Genomic DNA, 18,328 nt, shown 5'->3' on the forward strand with positions numbered 1-18,328 from the left:
CCCCATGGATCTGCTCGCATTCGCCCTCAATATCGTACTTGGCTTGCTGCTGGGCACCATAGGCGGGCTGTTCGGTATCGGTGGGGGCTTGATCGCGATTCCGGTGCTCGGGGTGCTGTTTGGGTTGGATCAGCAGCTGGCCCAGGGCACCGCGTTGGTGATGGTGGTTCCCAACGTGCTGCTGGCGCTATGGCGCTACCACCAGCGCAATCGGATCGATCTGCGCCATGCCCTGGCGCTGGCTCTGAGCAGTTTTGTGTGCGCGCTGTTCGGCGCGGGCTGGGCCGTCAATCTTGACCCTGAGTCGATGCGTATCGCGTTCGTTGCGTTTCTGGTGGCTCTGGCCTTCTACAACCTGCTGCGCATGTTCCTGCGGCCGCCAGCGGCCTCCGGACAGTTGCGCCACCCGTGGCCGTGGCTGGCGGTGCTGGGTAGCGGTTCCGGCCTGCTTGGCGGATTGTTCGGTGTGGGCGGGGCGGTTATCGCCACACCGATTCTCACCAGCGTGTTCGGTACCTCCCAGGTGGTGGCGCAGGGCTTGTCACTGGCCCTGGCTGCGCCCAGTACTGGCGTGACCCTGGCGACCTACGCCGTGCATGGTCATGTCGACTGGGTTCTGGCCATTCCCTTGGCGATCGGCGGGCTGCTCAGCATCAGTTGGGGCGTGCGCCTGGCGCATGCCTTGCCGGAGCGCCAACTGCGGGTGCTGTTCACCATATTTCTGCTGGTCTGTGCGCTGATGCTCGGCATCAAAGCCTGAAGCCCTCAAGCACCTGCTCTGCCAGTGCTTCGCTGGCGGGGGAGCTGGTTTTCTCATTGCGCAGCAACATAACGTTGGCCATCGGCAGTTCTGGCATGCCTTCAGCATGGCCAATAATGCGTAGGTCCGGTGTGACCAGGCTGCGCAGTTGTGCGGTGATCGCTAGCCCGGCACTTACCGCGGCCATGATTGCCGACAGGCTGGGGCTGCTGTAGGCGATACGATAATTGCGTGACTGCGCATCCAGTGCATTGCACGCCCATGAGCGGCAGAAACACTGGCTGTTGAACATTGCCAGAGGCAGCGAATCGAGTTCGTGCAAATGCGCGTCAGCCGCCTGAGCCCAGACGAGGTGTTCCTGGCGCAGCAGTTGGCCGATTTCCATCCCGGGTTCACGGGTGACGATAGTCAGATCAAGATCCTGGCGTTGCAGCAGTGCGAATGAGGGCTCGCAATGCATTTCGACCTGCACCAGTGGGTAGGTTTGTGCGAAGCGCTTCAGGATGCCCTGCATGAACCGCATGACATAGTCATCCGGTGTGCCGATGCGCAGGCTGCCGACCATATGCGGCTCGCGCAGCGTACTGAGTACTTCGGTGTGCAGTTGCAGAATGCGTCTCGCGTAGCCCAGCAGGACTTCGCCTTCTGCTGTCAGGGTTACCTGGCGTCCCTCGCGTAGGAACAGTGCTCGACCAATCACATCCTCCTCCAGGCGCTTCATCTGCATGCTGACTGCCGATTGCGTGCGATTAACCACTTCGGCTGCTCGTGTGAAACCACCGTGATCGGCAATGGCGACGAGGGTGCGCAGCAATTCACTGTCGATCGTGGGGTAGTGCGCCATCCATCAATCTCCGAGATGTAATGCATAAGAAACATTCGTTGGATTGATCGTAACGCCAGTTGGAGACTGACGCCAATTCAACCGGAGGGCGATCAGATGAACAGTCACAAGGCATGTGCAGATTGTGGTGTTACAAAACGGCTGGAATGGCAATTGGCGCCTCGGCTGGTTCGCCTGATGGCCCGTATTCTGCGTTGGCGGCAGCTGGCGCGTGAGCGGCGGCAACTGGCTATGTTGAGTGATGCCGCACTGAAAGACCTGGGCTTGAATCGTGGCGAAATACTGCGCGAAGTCGGCCAGCCGTTCTGGCATGACCCGCTTGGAAAGTAGGGCTTTCGTCGTCTGTGCTGGCGATTGTCGCGCGCGATGGGCGGCAAGGGCGCTGTGCTGTTGCAATGGCAGTACAGCGCCACTTGGCGGCAGCTTGCGCTACAATGCGCGCCGAATTTGGCTCGCTCGAGAATTGCCCCATGTCCGTTTGTCAGACCCCGATCATCGTCGCCCTGGATTTCCCGACCCGAGAGGCTGCGCTAGCGCTTGCCGATCAGCTCGATCCCAAGCTGTGCCGGGTCAAGGTGGGCAAGGAGCTGTTTACCAGTTGTGCGTCGGATATCGTCGCCACGCTGCGCGAGCGCGGCTTCGATGTGTTCCTCGATCTGAAATTCCATGACATCCCCAACACGACTGCCATGGCCGTCAAGGCTGCCGCAGAAATGGGCGTGTGGATGGTCAACGTGCATTGTTCAGGTGGCCTGCGCATGATGAGCGCCTGCCGCGAGACGCTGGATGCGTTCAACGGCCCAGTACCGCTGCTGATCGGCGTGACCGTGCTGACCAGCATGGAGCGTGAGGATCTGGCCGGTATTGGCCTGGATATCGAGCCTCAGGAACAGGTGCTGCGCCTGGCTGCGCTGGCCCAGAAAGCAGGTATGGATGGCCTGGTCTGCTCGGCCCTCGAAGCGCCTGCGCTCAAGGCAGCGCAACCGGCGCTGCAGTTGGTCACGCCGGGTATCCGTCCAGCCGGCAGCGCGCAGGACGATCAGCGCCGCATTCTCACGCCGCGTCAGGCACTGGACGCCGGCTCGGATTATCTGGTGATCGGTCGCCCGATCAGCCAGGCCGCCGATCCGGCTGCCGCGTTGGCCAAGCTGGTCGCCGAGCTGGGTTGATCGGCCCATCCATTCCTGTACGGCGGCGATCAAGCCGCCGCACCCATTGCCTTGCAGGTAAACCGTCATGCATTCCGTGGAACATTCGCCGCTAGGCAAGAGCAGCGAGTACATCGCCACCTATTCGCCCGAACTGCTGTTTCCCATCCCGCGAGCGGCCAAGTGGGCCGAACTCGGTTTGAGCGCAGACACCCTGCCGTATCGTGGCGTGGATTACTGGAACTGCTTCGAGCTGTCCTGGCTGCTGCCGTCCGGCAAGCCGGTGGTGGCGATCGGTGAATTCAGCATTGCCGCCGACTCGCCGAACATCATCGAATCGAAGTCCTTCAAGCTCTACCTCAACTCGCTGAATCAGTCGGTGTTCGCCAGTGAGGCCGAATTGGTGAGCGTGCTCGAGAAGGATTTGTCCGCTACTGCCGGCAAGCCCGTTGGCGTGCGTGTGCGCAGCCTGAGCGAAGTGGCGCAGGACGGTCTGGCGGTGTTGCCGGGAACCTGCATCGACGACCTGGACATCAGCATCAGCGATTACCAGGCGCCCCGTCCCGAGTTGCTGGCCTGCGACGCATCGCGCATCGTCGAGGAGAGCCTGCACAGTCATCTGCTCAAGTCCAACTGCCCGGTAACCGGTCAACCCGATTGGGGCAGCGTGGTGGTCGAGTACCGCGGTGCAGCGCTAGAGCCGGCGAGCCTGCTGGCGTACCTAGTCAGCTTCCGTCAGCACGCCGATTTTCACGAGCAGTGTGTGGAACGCATCTTTCTGGATTTGCAGCGCTTGCTGCAGCCGGAGTACCTGACCGTCTATGCACGGTATGTACGCCGCGGTGGGCTCGATATCAATCCCTATCGAACCACGTTGGCGCAGTTGCCGGACAATCGGCGTCTGGTCAGGCAGTAAGCAATTAATAAAAAACCAGCCTGAAGAGGCTGGTTTTTTATTTGCGGCGTTGGCGTCAAATACCCATGTTGGCGAGGCTCTGCATGATATTGCGCAGGCTTCCAGCCAGGGTTGGATGGCTCACTTCGAAGCGCTCCACGGCTAGATTGACGCTATCGACCAGCGAGGCATCAGGTGTGGTCACTGGTTGAGCCGCCAGCTGCAGTTCGATGTCACGAGCCAGCAGCGAAAGCGACTCGCGGTCTTCCTCGTTTACCGGCGGATTCTGCGCCAGTTGCTTGTGCAGCTCTTCCAGTTGCTGCTGCAGATGGTTCGCAGGCATGGAGATTCTCCCTTTCTTGATAGGCAAGACAATTGACCATGCGTCATGACGAAAGGTCATTACTTCGTCTTCAGGATAATCTCGCCTGCGCCATTGCGCCCTAGGGTTTCTCGCCCTTGCTGCGGCGGATCTGCAGATCGTCCAGGCAGGCGGGCAGGTCGGTCAGCTGATCAATCACCGAATGGGCACCGAGCCGGTACAGCGCCAGGGTTGCATCTGCGCGCAGGCGATCACGCTGCGCTGCATCGAGTATTTCCCAGTCGCAGAGGGCGTGGCCGCCCAGGGATCCGCAGGCGGCCAGCCCGACCGTCCACAAGCCTGCATTCAGGCCCGCCTGCAGCAGGCGAGGTTCACCGCTAACCAGTACGCAGCCATCCAGGCGATCGATCTGCAGCGTGCTCAACGCCTGCCAGCAGGCATCAGGTGCCGGCCAGCTGCGCTGCGAGCAGGCTGGAGAGGCGACCAGCCATTCGGGTAGCTGGCTCGTCAGTTTCATGGCGAGGGTTTCGGGAAGTTCGTCCAGCCAGGCGCAGGGCACGCGTTGTTCACGCAGGCTGCGTAGGGTTGCCAAGGCGCCAGGCGTCGGTTCGGCGCAGCTCTCCAGCTCTCGCGGGTTAGCGGCTTCGAGTGCGCGCGCCGGGCCGCCGGCTTCACGAATCAGCGTCAGGTGGCGAGTGCCGGCCAACGACGCGCTGCGGGCTCCGAAATCAACCAGGCAGCCGGACAGGCCGAACAGGACGGCGGTGAAGGAGGGGGTAACTGCGGAGAGCGCTGGCTGCGGCATGCGATGTCGTTCCCTGGCTATTATCGCGCTTACCATGACAAGCCAATATGACGATGGCATGACGGCAGTGAGCGGCCCGACGCCCGGTAAACGTCAGTGATGTGAAGTGGCTCAGGGTCGGGTAGGGTGGCTGCGTATCGGTGCTCTGCCTATTGCCCGCTCGCGGCCTTATACTACGCCGCTGCTGCCGGAGAGACCGTGCTCATTAGCCTAGGAGAACAGTAATGCGTTTGATTGGATCGGATTGGATCGGGAGCTTCGGGCGAATGCTGGCCTGTGCCGGCCTGATGGTGCTGCCGCTGGCAAGCCAGGCGGCGACGGAAGACCCTTGGGAGTCGTTCAACCGCCCTGTCTTCCGCTTCAACGATACCGTCGATACCTACGCCCTCAAGCCCCTGGCTCAAGGCTACCAGGCCGTAACGCCGCAATTCCTCGAGACCGGCGTGCACAACGTGTTCCGCAACGTGGGCGATGTCGGCAACCTGGCCAACAACCTGCTGCAGGGCAAGGCTCACGATGCTAGCGTGGATACCAGCCGTTTGCTGCTGAACACCACCATCGGCGCGCTCGGCTTCTTCGACGTGGCCAGCCGCATGGGGTTGCAGCGCAGCGATGAAGACTTCGGCCAGACCCTCGGCGTCTGGGGCGTGGGCAGCGGCCCGTATCTGGTGCTGCCGCTGCTCGGCCCGAGCTCGCTGCGCGATGCGCCGAGCAAGATTCCGGACAGCTTGCTGACCCCTTACCCGTATATGGATCACGTGCCGAGCCGAAACGTCATTCGTGGCATCAACGTGGTCGACGCCCGTGCCAGCCTGCTGGATGCCGAACGCATGATCAGCGGCGACAAGTACATCTTCATCCGTAACGCCTACCTGCAGAACCGTGAGTTCCGCGTGCGTGATGGCGAGGTCGAAGACGATTTTTGATGGCAAGACGCTGATGTCGAGAGCAGGCAGTCACGCTCGAAGGCAGGAAGCGTAGCGACGCGATGGAGGTGGGCTCCATCGCGTTACAACGTGTTTCAGTTCATCGATATCACGGCCAGTCCGAGAATTTGTCGGCCGCCTTCCTGGTCGGTTACCCGCACCACTTCCGCTTCGGTTTCCAGCCCCTTCAGTTCGTCGTGCCCGGAAGGGATCAACACCCGCACCTTGTCTCCAACCTGCACGTGGCACTGCGCCTCGAGCTGCATGCCGGTGCTCGACAGATCGCGGCACAGCGCCGGGATTGCCTGACCGCCATAGTGGAGCGTTACCTGGGTTTCCAGGCGCATGCGAATGTAATCGCGCTTTTCCTCGTAATCACGATCACTTTGGCTCATCAAGCTATCCTCGTTATGGTAGGGCTCTGCTGCGGTTCTTATAACCCTCACTGATTTCAGGTGTAAAGTCGCTCGGCGGCGAACGGCACCTGTTGAATCGTGCTGAGGATGGGAGTACCGTCTGCGCCTTGACGCGAACCGTGTACCCGCGCAGGTTGTTGGCTGCGTTTACGCTAACCATCCCCGGCGCAGTTTGCCTGGACACCCCATGCACAAAACCAGTGCCACGTTGCTGCTGATCGATGACGACGAAGTCGTCCGCGCCAGTATTGCAGCCTACTTGGAAGACAGCGGCTTCAACATCCTGCTCGCCGGCAACGGCTCGCAAGGTCTCGAAGTGTTCGAGCGCGAACGACCGGATCTGGTCATTTGCGACCTGCGCATGCCCCAGGTCGATGGTCTCGAGCTTATCCGTCGGATCAATGCCCTGGAAATCTCCGCGCCGATCATCGTGGTCTCCGGTGCCGGGGTGATGACCGATGTGGTCGAAGCCTTGCGCCTCGGCGCCGCCGATTACCTGATCAAGCCTCTCGAAGACCTCGCCGTGCTCGAGCATTCGGTACGCCGTGCGCTGGATCGTGTGCATCTGCGCCAGGAGAACGAGCGCTACCGGGAAAAGCTGGAAACCGCCAACCGCGAGCTGCAGGCCAGCCTGCACCTGCTGCAGGAAGACCAGAACGCCGGGCGTCAGGTGCAGATGAACATGCTGCCCGTCACGCCCTGGGAAAACGAAGGGCTATCCTTCGCCCATCAAATCATTCCCTCGCTCTATCTCTCGGGCGATTTCGTCGATTACTTCCGTGTCGACGAGCGGCGTGTGGCGTTCTATCTGGCGGACGTTTCCGGTCACGGCGCCTCTTCGGCATTCGTCACCGTGCTGCTCAAGTTCATGACCACGCGCTTGCTCTATGAGTGGCGCCGCAATGGTCTGTTACCGGAGTTCAAACCGTCTGACGTGCTTGGTCACATCAATCGTGGCCTGATCAACTGCAAGCTGGGCAAGCACGTGACCATGCTCGGCGGGGTGATCGACGAAGAGACCAATCGTCTGACCTACAGCATCGGCGGCCATCTGCCGCTGCCCGTGATGTACAGCGGCGGCGAAGCCCATTATCTGGAAGGCCGCGGTTTGCCCGTCGGCCTGTTCAAGGAAGCCGATTACATCGATCTGGTGATCGACCTTCCGGAATCGTTCAGCCTGACTCTGTTGTCGGACGGTATTCTCGATTTGCTGGACGGCGACACCCTGCAGGAAAAAGAAGCCTTGCTACCGAAATTGGTGAGCGAAGCAGGTGGAACCCTGGACGGGTTGCGCAGCGTGTTTGGACTGGCCAATCTGGCGGAGATGCCGGATGATATCGCCTTGCTGGTGTTAAGCAGGAACCTTGCATGAATCCTGGGATAAGCCCCGGTAGAATCCAGTTTGCCGAGCAGGACGGAACCTTCGTCCTGAAGTTCATCGGTGAAGTGCGCCTGACCTTGTGTTCGGCGCTGGACTCCACGATCGAAAAGATTTTCACCGCGCTGAATTTCTCCGCCATCGTCATCGACCTGACGGAAACGCGCAGTATCGACAGCACCACACTAGGGCTGTTGGCCAAGCTATCGATTCTGTCGCGGCAGAAGGTTGGGCTGCTGCCAACGGTGGTGACCACCCACGCCGACATCACCCGTCTGTTGCAGTCGATGGGCTTCGATCAGGTGTTCAACATCATCAACCAGCCCTACGAGTGCCCGGACTGTCTGGCCGATCTGCCGTCGCAGGATCAGTCGGAGGACGTAGTGCGCGCTCGCGTGCTGGAAGCGCACCGGATTCTGATGGGCTTGAACGAATCGAACCGCGCGGCCTTCCATGACCTTGTCAGCGCCCTCGAACAGCATCCCTGATCGCTGACTGCTGCCGATAGCGGGGCGCCGATAGAGTCGGCGCCCCGTTTTCATTTCAGGCTCAGATGTTGGCTGTCAGCAGCTTTTCCAGTTTTTCCTGATCACGGGCGAACTGGCGGATGCCTTCCGCGAGTTTCTCGGTGGCCATGGCGTCTTCGTTCATTTCCCAGCGGAACTGGCTCTCGCCGATGTGCGCTTCGCTCTGCCCGGAAATCTCCGCGCTGAGCTTGCGCTGCAGGGGGCCATTGTCGTCGGCCAGTTGCTGCAGCAGCTCCGGGCTGATGGTCAGGCGGTCGCAGCCGGCCAACTGCTCGATCTGGCTGATGTTGCGGAAGCTGGCACCCATGACCACGGTCTTGTGGCCGTTGGCCTTGTAGTAGTCGTAGATGCGCGCCACCGACTGCACGCCCGGATCTTCGGCGCCGATGTAATCGCGGCCTTCGGCCTTCTTGTACCAGTCGTAGATACGGCCCACGAACGGCGAGATCAGGAAGGCGCCGGCATCGGCGCAGGCGCGCGCTTGCGCGAAGGAGAAGAGCAGGGTGAGGTTGGTCTGCACGCCAGCCTTTTCCAGCTGCTCGGCAGCGCGGATGCCTTCCCAGGTGGCGGCAATCTTGATCAGGATGCGCTCGCGGGTGACGCCGGCTTCTTCATACAGCTCTACCAAGCGCCGGGCACGGGCCAGGGTCGCCTGGGTGTCGAAGGACAGACGGGCGTCCACCTCGGTGGAGATGCGCCCCGGAATTACCTGCAGAATTTCCCGCCCAACGGTCACGCCGAAACGGTCGCTGGCCAGATCGACATCGCCCTTGCTGGCACTGACCGCCTGCTTGAGCAGCTCGGCATAACGCGGCAGGGCGGCAGCCTTGAGCAGCAGGGAAGGGTTGGTGGTGGCGTCCACCGGCTTGAGGCGGGCGATAGCGTCGATGTCACCGGTGTCGGCAACCACGGTGGTGAATTGCTTGAGTTGATCCAGCTTGGAGGTCATGGCGGGGCCTTGTCGATTCGCGGTGCCATGACCTTACCTGAGCATCATGTAGTGCTCAACTGGTGGCACAACAGGTCGCTTTCGGCGACCCGTTAGCGGCCCTGTAGAAGTTCGGCAGCCTGGTCGAAAATGGCCAGCGGCTGATCGCTCTTGTGGATGTCCGCAGAAAGCAACTGGCGGAAGCGGCGAGCCCCCGGAAAGCCCTGCGCCAGGCCGAGCATATGGCGGGTGACGTGGTGCATCAGGCCGCCGGCAGCCATGTGCCGTTCGATATAGGGGCGCATGACCTGCATGGCTTCCTGCCGGCTGATAGGTGGCCGCTCGCTACCGAACAACTGCCCGTCGACCTCGGCCAGCAGGTAAGGGTTGTGGTACGCCTCGCGGCCGAGCATCACGCCATCGAAGGTCTCCAGGTGCTGCTGGCAGGCCTGCAGGGTCTTGATCCCACCGTTGAGCACCAGCTCCAGCTCGGGGAAGTCCTGCTTCAACTGCGCGGCGATGTCGTAGCGCAGCGGCGGCACCTCACGGTTCTCCTTGGGCGACAGGCCGGAAAGAATGGCGATCCGTGCATGCACCGTGAAACTGCGGCAACCGGCGTCACGCACCTGGCTGATGAAATCGCAAAGCGCCTCGTAGCTGTCACGCCCGTCGATGCCGATGCGGTGCTTGACCGTCACGGGAATGCTCACCGCATCGCGCATCGCCTTGACGCAGTCGGCCACCAGCGCCGGATGGGCCATCAGGCAGGCGCCGATCATGTTGTTCTGCACCCGGTCGCTGGGGCAGCCGACATTCAGGTTGACCTCGTCGTAGCCCGCCTGCTCAGCAAGCCGCGCACAGGCTGCCAGATCGGCGGGGTTGCTGCCGCCCAGTTGCAGCGCAAGTGGATGCTCCGTCTCGTCGTAGTGCAGAAACCGCTGGGTATCGCCATGCAACAACGCGCCGGTGGTGACCATTTCGGTATACAGCAGCGCGTGCTGCGACAGCTGGCGCAAAAAATAGCGGCAATGATGATCCGTCCAATCCATCATCGGCGCCACGGAGAAGCGGCGGGAGGGCTCGGGGCGTGTAATGACGGGCGTGGTAGCGGTTTCAGGGTGCATTCGGGTTTCTATACGCTGAGTTTTGCTTGGCTCGCCTGAATCCGAGGGGGGATATCGGGACGGGTCGAAAAGGCGCGCAGCTTACCAAGAAAAGTGCGCTGATTGCGGTTGTCGGTCGGTTGTTTGCCCTTAGATGGCGGCGTTGTCAGCTCGAAAATGGCGGGCTGCTGATCACGGGACGCACAGCGCGAATTGTCTGCAAATGGGCTGGTGCCAGCGTCCACTCACTGTGTAGGATGGCGCTCGGGTGTTAGCCGCATGGTGCGGTGAGACAGGTTCAGTTGCGTTGGTCGGGCCGCCGCGCGGAGCCCGTTCGCCCATGAAATCGCGCCCGTCTCGTCAGGATCTTCCCCGCGCCCAGCATTTGGCTGAGTGCGTCTTCGCGTTCATTCGCAGTCTTCTCCATCGTGAAGCCTTCAGTGGCGTAGTGTTGTTGCTCGCCACCGCTGCCGCACTGATCTGGGCCAATTCGCCCTATGCCGACAGCTATCACGCGCTCTGGCATGCGCCGGTGTCCTTTGGCTTCGGCAGCTTCGGCTTTTCCCAGTCCCTGCATTTCTGGATCAACGATGGCCTGATGACCCTGTTCTTTCTGGTCGTCGGCATGGAGATTCGCCGTGAGATGCACGACGGCGCGCTCGCCGATCTGCGTCAGGCGTCGTTGCCGATCGCTGCGGCCTGCGGTGGCGTGATAATGCCGGCGCTGATCTATGCCAGCCTCAATTATCAAGGCGCCGGGCTGCACGGCTGGGCGATTCCGGCCGCTACCGACATCGCTTTCGCCGTCGGGCTGCTGGCCTTGCTGGGCAAGGGCATTCCTTCCGGTGTGCGCATCTTCCTGCTGACCCTGGCGGTGATCGACGATGTCATTGCGGTGATTCTGATCGCGCTGTTCTATTCGGACGGGCTCAACTACAGCGGCTTCGCCCTGGCCGGTGTCGGCGGGTTGGTGGTGCTGGGATTGCAACGCATCGGCATCGGCTCGGCCTACGTCTATGTGCTGCCTGGCGCGCTGATGTGGGGTGGCCTGCTGATGACTGGTGCTCACCCGACCCTGGCTGGGGTGATTCTCGGCCTGATGACGCCGGTCATCTGCCTGCCAACCCGCGAACTGCCGCGCGCGACGGTTGGCCGAATCGCCCGTGAACTGGAAGATGACAGCGGCACTGCCGTGGCCTCCAACGAAGCGGCGCAGTCGTTGCGTGAACTGCGCCTTGCCCAGCGTGAGCTGTTGCCACCGGTGGTGCGTGTACAGCTGGCTCTGCATCCCTGGGTCACCTTCGGCCTGATGCCGCTGTTCGCCCTGGCCAATGCCGGTGTGAGCCTGGGCGGTGTCGACCTGTCCGAGAGCACCTCGCATTGGGTGATGATGGGCGTGGCCATCGCGCTGCTGGCGGGCAAACCGATTGGCGTGATCAGCGTCAGCTGGCTGATGGTCAAGCTCGGTATCTGCCGCTTGCCGGCCGATGTGTCCTGGCGCGGCGTGACGCTGATCGGCCTGCTGGCGGGGATCGGCTTCACCATGTCGATCTTCATCGCCAACCTGGCCTTCAGCGATGCCAACCTGCTGGGCGCCGCCAAGCTCGGCGTGCTGTTGGGCTCGCTGGCGTCGGCGCTGGTCGGGCTGGCCTGGGGCGTGCTCTACGTGCGCGGCTTGCGCAGCGCTCGGGTTACCAGCGGGGGCTAGTCGGCGAAAGGGATCTGCGGCGTGTCCGGATCCAGTTGCTGGCGGCGGAACTGGCCGGGCGGCAAACCGTGGATTTGCCGGAAACGCCGCGAAAAGTAGGCCTCGTCGGCGAAGCCGCATAGCCGCGCCACTTCGCCCACCGGCTTGCTGCCGTTGAGCAGGTGGTTGCGGGCGGCGTGCATGCGCCGCTCCAGCACCATGTCGCTGAAGGTCTTGCCAACTTCCTTGCGCAGCCAGTGGGTCAGGTAGCTGGGCGACAAGTAGGTGGCAGCGGCGACCTTCTTCAGGTTCAGATCCGGGTCGGTGATGTTGCGCCGCAGGTATTCGGACATCCGCCCCAGCGCATCACGGCGGCTCGCCTGAGCGGCGTTGCTTTCCGCCAGTTGCTTGAGTGGTTCGGCGTAGAGCATGCACACCAGGCCGATCATCTGCAGCATCAGGCCCTTGAGGATTTCCCGCACGCCGAACTGGCGACTGACGTCCAGCTCGCGCATCTGCGCGATCAGGGCGCAGACCCGGGCGAAGTGCTCGTCGTCGAGGGTGAAATCCAGATATTCCTGAAAGCGGAAGGGCGACAGCTCCGGTGCGAGCAGAATGGAAACGTCTTCAAGATCCATCGGGTCGCATTGCAGATGGGGCAGCAGGAAGGTCTGCGAAAAGTTGATGACGATGAAGCTGCTTTCCGGCGGATGGGGAATCACGTGCACCCGATGGGGCAGGATGAACGCCAGGGTGTTGCGCGGAAAAGGCCGCTCGACGTTGCCGATGTGCTGAACGGTGTCGCCACCGAGATTGATCTGGATCTGGAAGTATTCGTGACGATGGGGCGCGGTTTCTGCACGACGGCCCTTTTTATCGCGGATGTAGAAGTCCGTCAGCTCGCTACGCTGCTGCATTAAGTAGGTAGGAACTCGACTCAGTGAAGACATCTACCAGCTCTCGGGTTAAGAATCTTTCGCAACATATTGGCCGTTGGCGGAGGGCTCTGGCAAGCAGTTGTACGATGATGAACCCGTCTGGGTGCGATAGTTGCCGTGGGTGGCCGTTACGTACTGTCCAAATCATGAGAGTTGCTTAAAGTAACGATAAACCTCTCTGGAACGGTACTTTCAGAGGGGTTTCTTGTGTTTCTTACGCCCAGTCGGCCAACAGGATTTTTTGGACTGGTTCAACGCAGAGGGAGGGCACCGCAAAAAACGATCTAACGGAAATATTGATTTACAAAGGTTGTACGATCACCTTGTGGGCATGCACAGCAACATCTCATCCAAAAACAATCTCAGGTGCAGCCCCATGACTCTTCGCCTCGTTTCATTGCCAACCGCCAACTCGCCCCCACGTCGATCACCTCGCACGCTGTTCAAGCGCGCCGGCTGATTCTCCACGGCGTCTGCCACGCCGCGTTGTAACGCCCGAGCCCCAACGATAACGCCCACCCCGCAAACCGAGGGTGAGGGACGTCTTCGCCCGAAAAATCTCGATACTTCCAATCATAAGAGGTCACCCATGTCGAGTATCCCTACCTCCCAGGCTGTAACAGCCGAGCACACCAGGACTGCCGAGGCAGCCGTGCCGCAGAGCCTGCCGACCCGTCGGCGCTGGTTCATGCTGTCGCTGCTGCTGATCGCCACCATCATCAACTACGTCGATCGGGTGAACATTTCCATCGCCGCGCCGTTCATGGCTGAGGACCTTGGTCTGGACAAGATGCAGATGGGCCTGATTTTCTCGGCCTTTGCCTGGACTTACGCCCTGGCCCTGGTGCCGGCCGGGTTCATCGCTGACCGTTTCGGTTCGCGGCTGACTTATGGCGTATCGCTGATCGGTTGGTCTGCGGTCACCGTGTGCCAGGGGCTGGTGAGCAACTTCGGCGCGTTGTTCGGGCTGCGACTCGCCGTTGGCGCCATGGAGGCGCCGGCATTCCCGGCCAACAGCCGTGCGGTGACGGTCTGGTTCCCGGCCCGTGAGCGGGGAGTGGCCAGCAGCATCTACGTCTGTGGCCAATACCTGGGCACCGCGCTGTTCACCGGTGCGCTGCTGTGGCTGGCAACCACCTATGACTGGCGGCATATTTTCTACACCACAGGCGCGGCAGGGATTCTCTTCGGGGTCATCTGGCTGTACCTGTACCGGGATCCGATGAACTGCAAGAAGGTTAGCAAGGAAGAGCTGAAATACATCGAGGAGGGCGGTGCACTGGCCAAGAGCAGCCAGCAGCGCACCAAGTTCAACTGGCGCCAGGTTGCTGAGCTGTTCCGCTACCGCCAGGTGTGGGCGATCTGCATTGGCAAGTTCGCCAGTACCTCGGCGCTGTATTTCTTCCTGACCTGGTTTCCGACCTACCTGATCGAGGAACGCCACCTGACCATCATCAAGGTCGGCATATTCGCGGTCATGCCGTTCATTGGCGCCACGGTGGGCATCCTGCTGGCGGGCATCGTCTCCGACACGCTGATACGCCGCGGCTACTCGCTGTCTTTCGCGCGCAAATTGCCGCTGGTGGTGGGCTCGATGCTCGGCATGTCGATCGTGCTGGTCAACTTCACCGACTCCAACGTGCTGTGCATCGCCATTCTCACCCTGGCGTTCTTCGCCCAAGGCATCGCTTCTTCATCCTGGGCGGCGGTTTCGGAGGTAGCGCCCAAGGAACTGATCGGCCTGACCGGTGGCGTCACCAGCCTGGCGGCCAATATCGGTGGCATCGTCACGCCCATCGTGATTGGCGCCATCGTGCAATCCACCGGCTCTTTCGCCATGGCCTTTTGGTTTATCGGCGGGGTCGCCCTGATGGGCACTTTGTCTTACTCACTGTTGCTGGGGCGTTTGTACCGCATCCAGCTGCAAGCACGCTGACGGTGATGCGTCGGCGCTCCAGCGTGGCGACGCAAGCCTTTGAATTGACCGGTTTTGTCCAATACGAAGCAGCTTTCGTCCAACTTTTAACGAGCACACGGCCTTAGGCTGAACGCTCTGAACAGGAATCCAATAACAATGACTTCTACTTCCTATGTTTTCACGCCAGAACCCCAGGTCGATCTGCCGGTAGCCGGCAGCGACCAGCGCTTTCCGGTTGGCCGGGTGTTCTGCGTGGGCCGCAACTATCCCTGGCCGGGCGCCAGCAGCGAGAAACCCGACGCACCGGTGTTCTTCATGAAGCCGGCCAGCGCCGTGGTCGAGGCGGTGGGTGAGGTGATCTACCCGCCAATGACGGACGAGTTCTGCCATGAAATCGAATTCGTGGTGGCGATTGGTAAGGGCGGCGCGAACATCACCGAAGCCAGCGCGCTGGAACACGTCTGGGGCTACGCCGCCGGTCTCGATCTGACCCGCCGTGATATCCAGATGCGGGTCAAGAGCGCGGGCATGGCCTGGGAAATGGCCAAGGTCTTCGAAGGTGCTGCACCGATCAGCGCCGTGGTGCCGGTCGCTAAGGCCGGGCACCCGGAGCAGGGCGCAGTGTGGTTGAGCGTCAACGGTCAGGAGCGGCAGCGCAGCAGCCTAGAGGCGCAGATCTTTACGGTCGGTGAAGTGATCAGCCTGCTGTCCCGCCTGGTGCCGCTGCGCCCTGGCGATCTGATCATGACCGGCACGCCCCACGGTGTCGCCGCCCTTAATCCGGGGGACGTGATCAATGCGGGTATCGGCGGTGTTGCCGAATTGGAAATGCGTGTTGGCGAGCGCCCCTAGTATTTTCGAGCAAGGGCTGCATTGTTAAAGCGGGCGTTCGATTTGGTGGGCTAAAGCCCACCCTACGCTTGGATGCACGGCTGTAGGGTGGGCTTCAGCCCACCAATTGGAGCCCCACAACGTACGTCCGCTGTCACCACTTCGCTGCCGCTAAACAAGCCGACTGCACGTCGTAAACAGGTCACCGAGGAGAACAACAAATGTCCCATGAAACCCTGAAAAAAGTCGCGCTGGTAACCGGCGCAGGCAGCGGTATCGGCAAGGCCGTTGCCGAGGCGCTGATGGCCGATGGTTTTTCGCTGGTACTGGCCGGGCGTCGACCCGAGCCGCTGCAGGCGCTGGCCGAGGCCGCTCGTACGCGTGGCCAGGAAGCCATCGCAGTGCCTACCGACGTACGCGATCCGGCCAGCGTCGATGCCCTGTTCGCCACCGTGGAGGAGGTCTACGGGCGGCTCGACGTGATCTTCAACAACGCTGGCGTCAATACGCCCGCGGTGACGCTCGACGAACTGGATGTCGAGCAGTGGCGCAACGTCATCGACACCAACCTCAATGGCGTCTTTCTCTGCGCGCGCGGCGCCTTCCGCCTGATGCGCAAGCAAACGCCGCAGGGCGGCCGGATCATCAACAACGGTTCGATCTCGGCACATACGCCGCGCCCCTACAGCAGCGCTTACACCACCAGCAAGCACGCGGTGCTGGGCCTGACCAAGTCCCTGGCACTCGATGGCCGCGAGTTCAGCATCGCCTGCAGCCAGATCGATATCGGCAACGCCCTGACCGAACTGTCAGTGCGCATGACCAAGGGCGTGCGTCAGGCCAATGGCGAGATCGCCGTCGAGCCCATGGTCGACGTCAAGCACGTCGCCGATGCCGTGCGCTATATCGCCGGGCTGCCGCTCTCGGCCAACGTGCTGAACATGACCGTGATGGCCACCAACATGCCCTTCGTTGGCCGCGGCTGATCGGCAGGCCCCTGACGGCCTGCCCCAACAGATAAATGAGGTACCCATGAAACCAGAAGTCTTGCAGCTCAGCCCCATCCTGATCCCCGAGATACGCGACCAGCTCGACCAGCTGTTCACCATCCGCCGCTACTACGAGCAGGCTGACAAACCTGCTTACCTAGCTCAGCACGGCGCCAATATCCGCGGGGTGATCACCGGCGGACACACCGGTATCAGCCAGGCCGTGATGGCGCAATTGCCGAACCTCGAAGTGGTCGCGGTCAATGGCGTGGGCACAGACGCCATTGATCTGGCCTACGCCCGTGATCGCGGTATCCAGGTGACGGCTACTATCGGGGCATTGACTGAGGACGTCGCTGATCTGGCCATCGGTCTGCTGATTTGCGCGTGTCGTGGCATCAGTACGGGTGACCGTTATGTGCGCAGCGGGCAGTGGGCAATGAGCGCCACGCCGCTGGTGCCGTTGCCGCTGGCCCGGCAGATGTCCGGTATGCGTATCGGCATCGTCGGCATGGGTCGTGTTGGCCGAGCCGTGGCCACTCGCGCCGCTGCATTCGGTTGCCCGATCAGTTACACCGATCTGCAGGCGATGAGTGACGTGCCGTACACCTTTGTGAAGGATCTGCTGACGCTGGCCAACGACAGCGACGCGCTGATTCTGGCGGCCGCTGCCGACAAGGGCGAAGCCATCGTCAATGCCGAGGTGCTGCACGCCCTGGGCCGCGAGGGTTACCTGATCAATATCGCCCGCGGCAAGCTGGTCGATGAGCCGGCCCTGGTCGCCGCGCTGCAGAGCGGCCAGATTGCCGGTGCCGGCCTCGACGTATTCGCCGACGAGCCACAGGTGCCTGGCGAGCTGTTCGGGCTCGAGCAGGTGGTACTGCAACCCCATCGCGCCAGCGCCACGGTGCAGACCCGTACGCGCATGGGTGAGATGGTGGTCGCCAGCCTGGTGGACGTGTTCGCCGGGCGCAAGCCGGCGGGTAGTGTCACAGGTTGATCGTTTTGCGGACGGCGGCTCACGCAGGGCCGCCCTTTGGGGCCAGTGATCGTATGTCTGGCCCCTGTTTTAGCGCTGACGGTAATCGTTGAGCACTGCGGCAGCCAGTTGGCTTTTCCCGGCAGAAAAAGTGGTTTTTTCAGTCGGTGCTTTTAGGTAAAGTGCGGGCCTCTTTGGGGAGTAGCCTGCTGTCGAGTTCGCTCGGTAGCGTTCGTATCAACATTCTCGGCAGAAGCCGTGGTGCGAACACCGTGAGGTTGGTGAGACCAATGACAGATACGTGCCTAAGGTCGGGCGCGTGTATCCGTCATTGACTCATAGCCCGACCGAGACGTACCCGTGAACCCCTTTTCCCTCATTCTCCTGGCTTTCGCCATGTCCACGGACGCCTTCGCTGCAGCTATCGGCAAGGGCGCCAGTCTGCACAAGCCCCGATTCATAGATGCCCTGCGCACCGGACTGATCTTCGGTGTCATCGAAGGCATCACCCCTGTGGTCGGCTGGTTCATCGGCCAGGCTGCGGTTGGCTTCGTCGAAGAATGGGATCACTGGATCGCCTTCGTGCTGCTCCTGCTGCTCGGCCTGCACATGATCTACGCCGGCCTGCAGCCCGATGCGGCAGAGGCGTCCGAGAAAGCCAAATCACATTCCTTCTGGGTACTGGCGGTGACTGCCTTCGCCACCAGCATCGATGCGCTGGCTGTGGGCGTCGGCCTGGCATTTGTCGACGTCAACATCTGGATCGCCGCGCTGGCGATTGGCCTGGCAACCATGACCATGGTCACCATTGGCGTGATGCTCGGTCGCGTAATCGGCACCGCTATCGGCCACAAGGCCGAGATCATCGGCGGCCTGGTGTTGATCGGGGTCGGTGCGGCGATTCTCTATGATCACACCATGCTCTGACTAATCT

General features: G+C 61.6%; 20 protein-coding genes. 13 read left to right on the forward strand and 7 right to left on the reverse strand.

Annotated features, from left to right (window positions below):
* Positions 1 to 4: 4 nt before the first annotated feature.
* Positions 5 to 760 carry a sulfite exporter TauE/SafE family protein gene (locus K5Q02_RS15515; protein WP_225831979.1) on the forward strand — a complete coding sequence of 252 codons (756 nt, stop codon included), beginning with the start codon at positions 5 to 7 and terminating at the stop codon, positions 758 to 760.
* On the opposite strand, the gene K5Q02_RS15520 is transcribed toward K5Q02_RS15515, so the two are convergent.
* Positions 750 to 1,604, reverse strand: a complete 855-nt coding sequence (locus K5Q02_RS15520) for a LysR substrate-binding domain-containing protein (protein ID WP_225831981.1) — start codon at positions 1,602 to 1,604, stop codon at positions 750 to 752. The two genes, K5Q02_RS15515 and K5Q02_RS15520, sit on opposite strands and share 11 nt — an antisense overlap.
* 96 nt (positions 1,605 to 1,700) lie before the next feature.
* Between K5Q02_RS15520 and K5Q02_RS15525 the strand changes: the two genes are divergently transcribed.
* The 3 genes from K5Q02_RS15525 (at position 1,701) to queF (ending at position 3,668) form a co-directional block, all read left to right on the forward strand.
* Positions 1,701 to 1,934, forward strand: a complete 234-nt coding sequence (locus tag K5Q02_RS15525) for a DUF1127 domain-containing protein (RefSeq protein WP_225831983.1) — start codon at positions 1,701 to 1,703, stop codon at positions 1,932 to 1,934.
* A gap of 140 nt (positions 1,935 to 2,074) precedes the next feature.
* On the forward strand, positions 2,075 to 2,773 hold the full coding sequence (gene pyrF, locus K5Q02_RS15530; RefSeq protein ID WP_225831986.1) for an orotidine-5'-phosphate decarboxylase: 699 nt from the start codon (positions 2,075 to 2,077) through the stop codon (positions 2,771 to 2,773).
* Between the two features lie 67 nt (positions 2,774 to 2,840).
* A complete protein-coding gene (gene queF, locus K5Q02_RS15535; protein WP_225831988.1) occupies positions 2,841 to 3,668 on the forward strand; it encodes an NADPH-dependent 7-cyano-7-deazaguanine reductase QueF in 828 nt (275 codons plus the stop codon).
* Positions 3,669 to 3,723: 55 nt separating this feature from the next.
* Here the strand turns inward: queF and K5Q02_RS15540 are convergent, their stop codons facing one another.
* Both K5Q02_RS15540 and K5Q02_RS15545 read right to left on the reverse strand, forming a co-directional pair.
* A complete protein-coding gene (locus K5Q02_RS15540; RefSeq protein WP_225831990.1) occupies positions 3,724 to 3,990 on the reverse strand; it encodes a DUF4404 family protein in 267 nt (88 codons plus the stop codon).
* A gap of 100 nt (positions 3,991 to 4,090) precedes the next feature.
* On the reverse strand, positions 4,091 to 4,774 hold the full coding sequence (locus tag K5Q02_RS15545) for an HAD family phosphatase (protein WP_225831992.1): 684 nt from the start codon (positions 4,772 to 4,774) through the stop codon (positions 4,091 to 4,093).
* Between the two features lie 266 nt (positions 4,775 to 5,040).
* Here K5Q02_RS15545 and K5Q02_RS15550 point away from each other — a divergent pair, with 266 nt between their 5' ends.
* Positions 5,041 to 5,700, forward strand: a complete 660-nt coding sequence (locus K5Q02_RS15550; protein WP_442963928.1) for an MlaA family lipoprotein — start codon at positions 5,041 to 5,043, stop codon at positions 5,698 to 5,700.
* 95 nt (positions 5,701 to 5,795) lie between these two features.
* Here K5Q02_RS15550 and K5Q02_RS15555 read toward each other — a convergent pair whose 3' ends face one another.
* On the reverse strand, positions 5,796 to 6,095 hold the full coding sequence (locus K5Q02_RS15555) for a PilZ domain-containing protein (RefSeq protein ID WP_225831996.1): 300 nt from the start codon (positions 6,093 to 6,095) through the stop codon (positions 5,796 to 5,798).
* Between the two features lie 208 nt (positions 6,096 to 6,303).
* On the opposite strand from K5Q02_RS15555, the gene rssB reads away from it, so the two are divergent.
* Entirely contained in the window at positions 6,304 to 7,488 is a 1,185-nt protein-coding gene (gene rssB, locus K5Q02_RS15560) for a two-component system response regulator RssB (RefSeq protein WP_225831998.1), read from the forward strand.
* A gap of 8 nt (positions 7,489 to 7,496) precedes the next feature.
* Entirely contained in the window at positions 7,497 to 7,982 is a 486-nt protein-coding gene (gene rssC / locus K5Q02_RS15565) for an anti-sigma factor antagonist RssC (RefSeq protein ID WP_042554198.1), read from the forward strand.
* 61 nt (positions 7,983 to 8,043) lie between these two features.
* On the opposite strand, the gene tal is transcribed toward rssC, so the two are convergent.
* Together tal and dusA are read right to left on the reverse strand one after the other, a co-directional pair.
* On the reverse strand, positions 8,044 to 8,970 hold the full coding sequence (tal, locus tag K5Q02_RS15570) for a transaldolase (protein ID WP_225832000.1): 927 nt from the start codon (positions 8,968 to 8,970) through the stop codon (positions 8,044 to 8,046).
* 92 nt (positions 8,971 to 9,062) lie between these two features.
* A complete protein-coding gene (gene dusA / locus K5Q02_RS15575) occupies positions 9,063 to 10,073 on the reverse strand; it encodes a tRNA dihydrouridine(20/20a) synthase DusA (RefSeq protein ID WP_225832002.1) in 1,011 nt (336 codons plus the stop codon).
* A 319-nt stretch (positions 10,074 to 10,392) separates the two neighbouring features.
* On the opposite strand from dusA, the gene nhaA reads away from it, so the two are divergent.
* Entirely contained in the window at positions 10,393 to 11,760 is a 1,368-nt protein-coding gene (gene nhaA, locus K5Q02_RS15580; RefSeq protein ID WP_225832004.1) for a Na+/H+ antiporter NhaA, read from the forward strand.
* On the opposite strand, the gene K5Q02_RS15585 is transcribed toward nhaA, so the two are convergent.
* Positions 11,757 to 12,689, reverse strand: a complete 933-nt coding sequence (locus K5Q02_RS15585) for a helix-turn-helix transcriptional regulator (RefSeq protein ID WP_225832005.1) — start codon at positions 12,687 to 12,689, stop codon at positions 11,757 to 11,759. The two genes, nhaA and K5Q02_RS15585, sit on opposite strands and share 4 nt — an antisense overlap.
* Before the next feature lie 577 nt (positions 12,690 to 13,266).
* On the opposite strand from K5Q02_RS15585, the gene K5Q02_RS15590 reads away from it, so the two are divergent.
* The 5 genes from K5Q02_RS15590 (at position 13,267) to mntP (ending at position 18,321) form a co-directional block, all read left to right on the forward strand.
* The gene (locus K5Q02_RS15590) at positions 13,267 to 14,613 is read left to right on the forward strand and encodes an MFS transporter (RefSeq protein ID WP_225832007.1); all 1,347 of its coding nucleotides are present in this window, start codon (positions 13,267 to 13,269) and stop codon (positions 14,611 to 14,613) included.
* A gap of 138 nt (positions 14,614 to 14,751) precedes the next feature.
* Entirely contained in the window at positions 14,752 to 15,447 is a 696-nt protein-coding gene (locus K5Q02_RS15595; protein WP_225832009.1) for a fumarylacetoacetate hydrolase family protein, read from the forward strand.
* A 200-nt stretch (positions 15,448 to 15,647) separates the two neighbouring features.
* Complete coding sequence (locus tag K5Q02_RS15600) at positions 15,648 to 16,412, forward strand: SDR family oxidoreductase (protein ID WP_225832011.1); 765 nt, start codon at positions 15,648 to 15,650, stop codon at positions 16,410 to 16,412.
* 46 nt (positions 16,413 to 16,458) lie between these two features.
* The gene (locus K5Q02_RS15605; RefSeq protein ID WP_225832013.1) at positions 16,459 to 17,415 is read left to right on the forward strand and encodes a 2-hydroxyacid dehydrogenase; all 957 of its coding nucleotides are present in this window, start codon (positions 16,459 to 16,461) and stop codon (positions 17,413 to 17,415) included.
* Positions 17,416 to 17,754: 339 nt separating this feature from the next.
* Positions 17,755 to 18,321 carry a manganese efflux pump MntP gene (mntP, locus tag K5Q02_RS15610; RefSeq protein ID WP_225832015.1) on the forward strand — a complete coding sequence of 189 codons (567 nt, stop codon included), beginning with the start codon at positions 17,755 to 17,757 and terminating at the stop codon, positions 18,319 to 18,321.
* Positions 18,322 to 18,328: the final 7 nt, after the last annotated feature.

The organism is Pseudomonas sp. MM211, from assembly GCF_020386635.1.
Taxonomy (GTDB): Bacteria; Pseudomonadota; Gammaproteobacteria; order Pseudomonadales; family Pseudomonadaceae; genus Aquipseudomonas.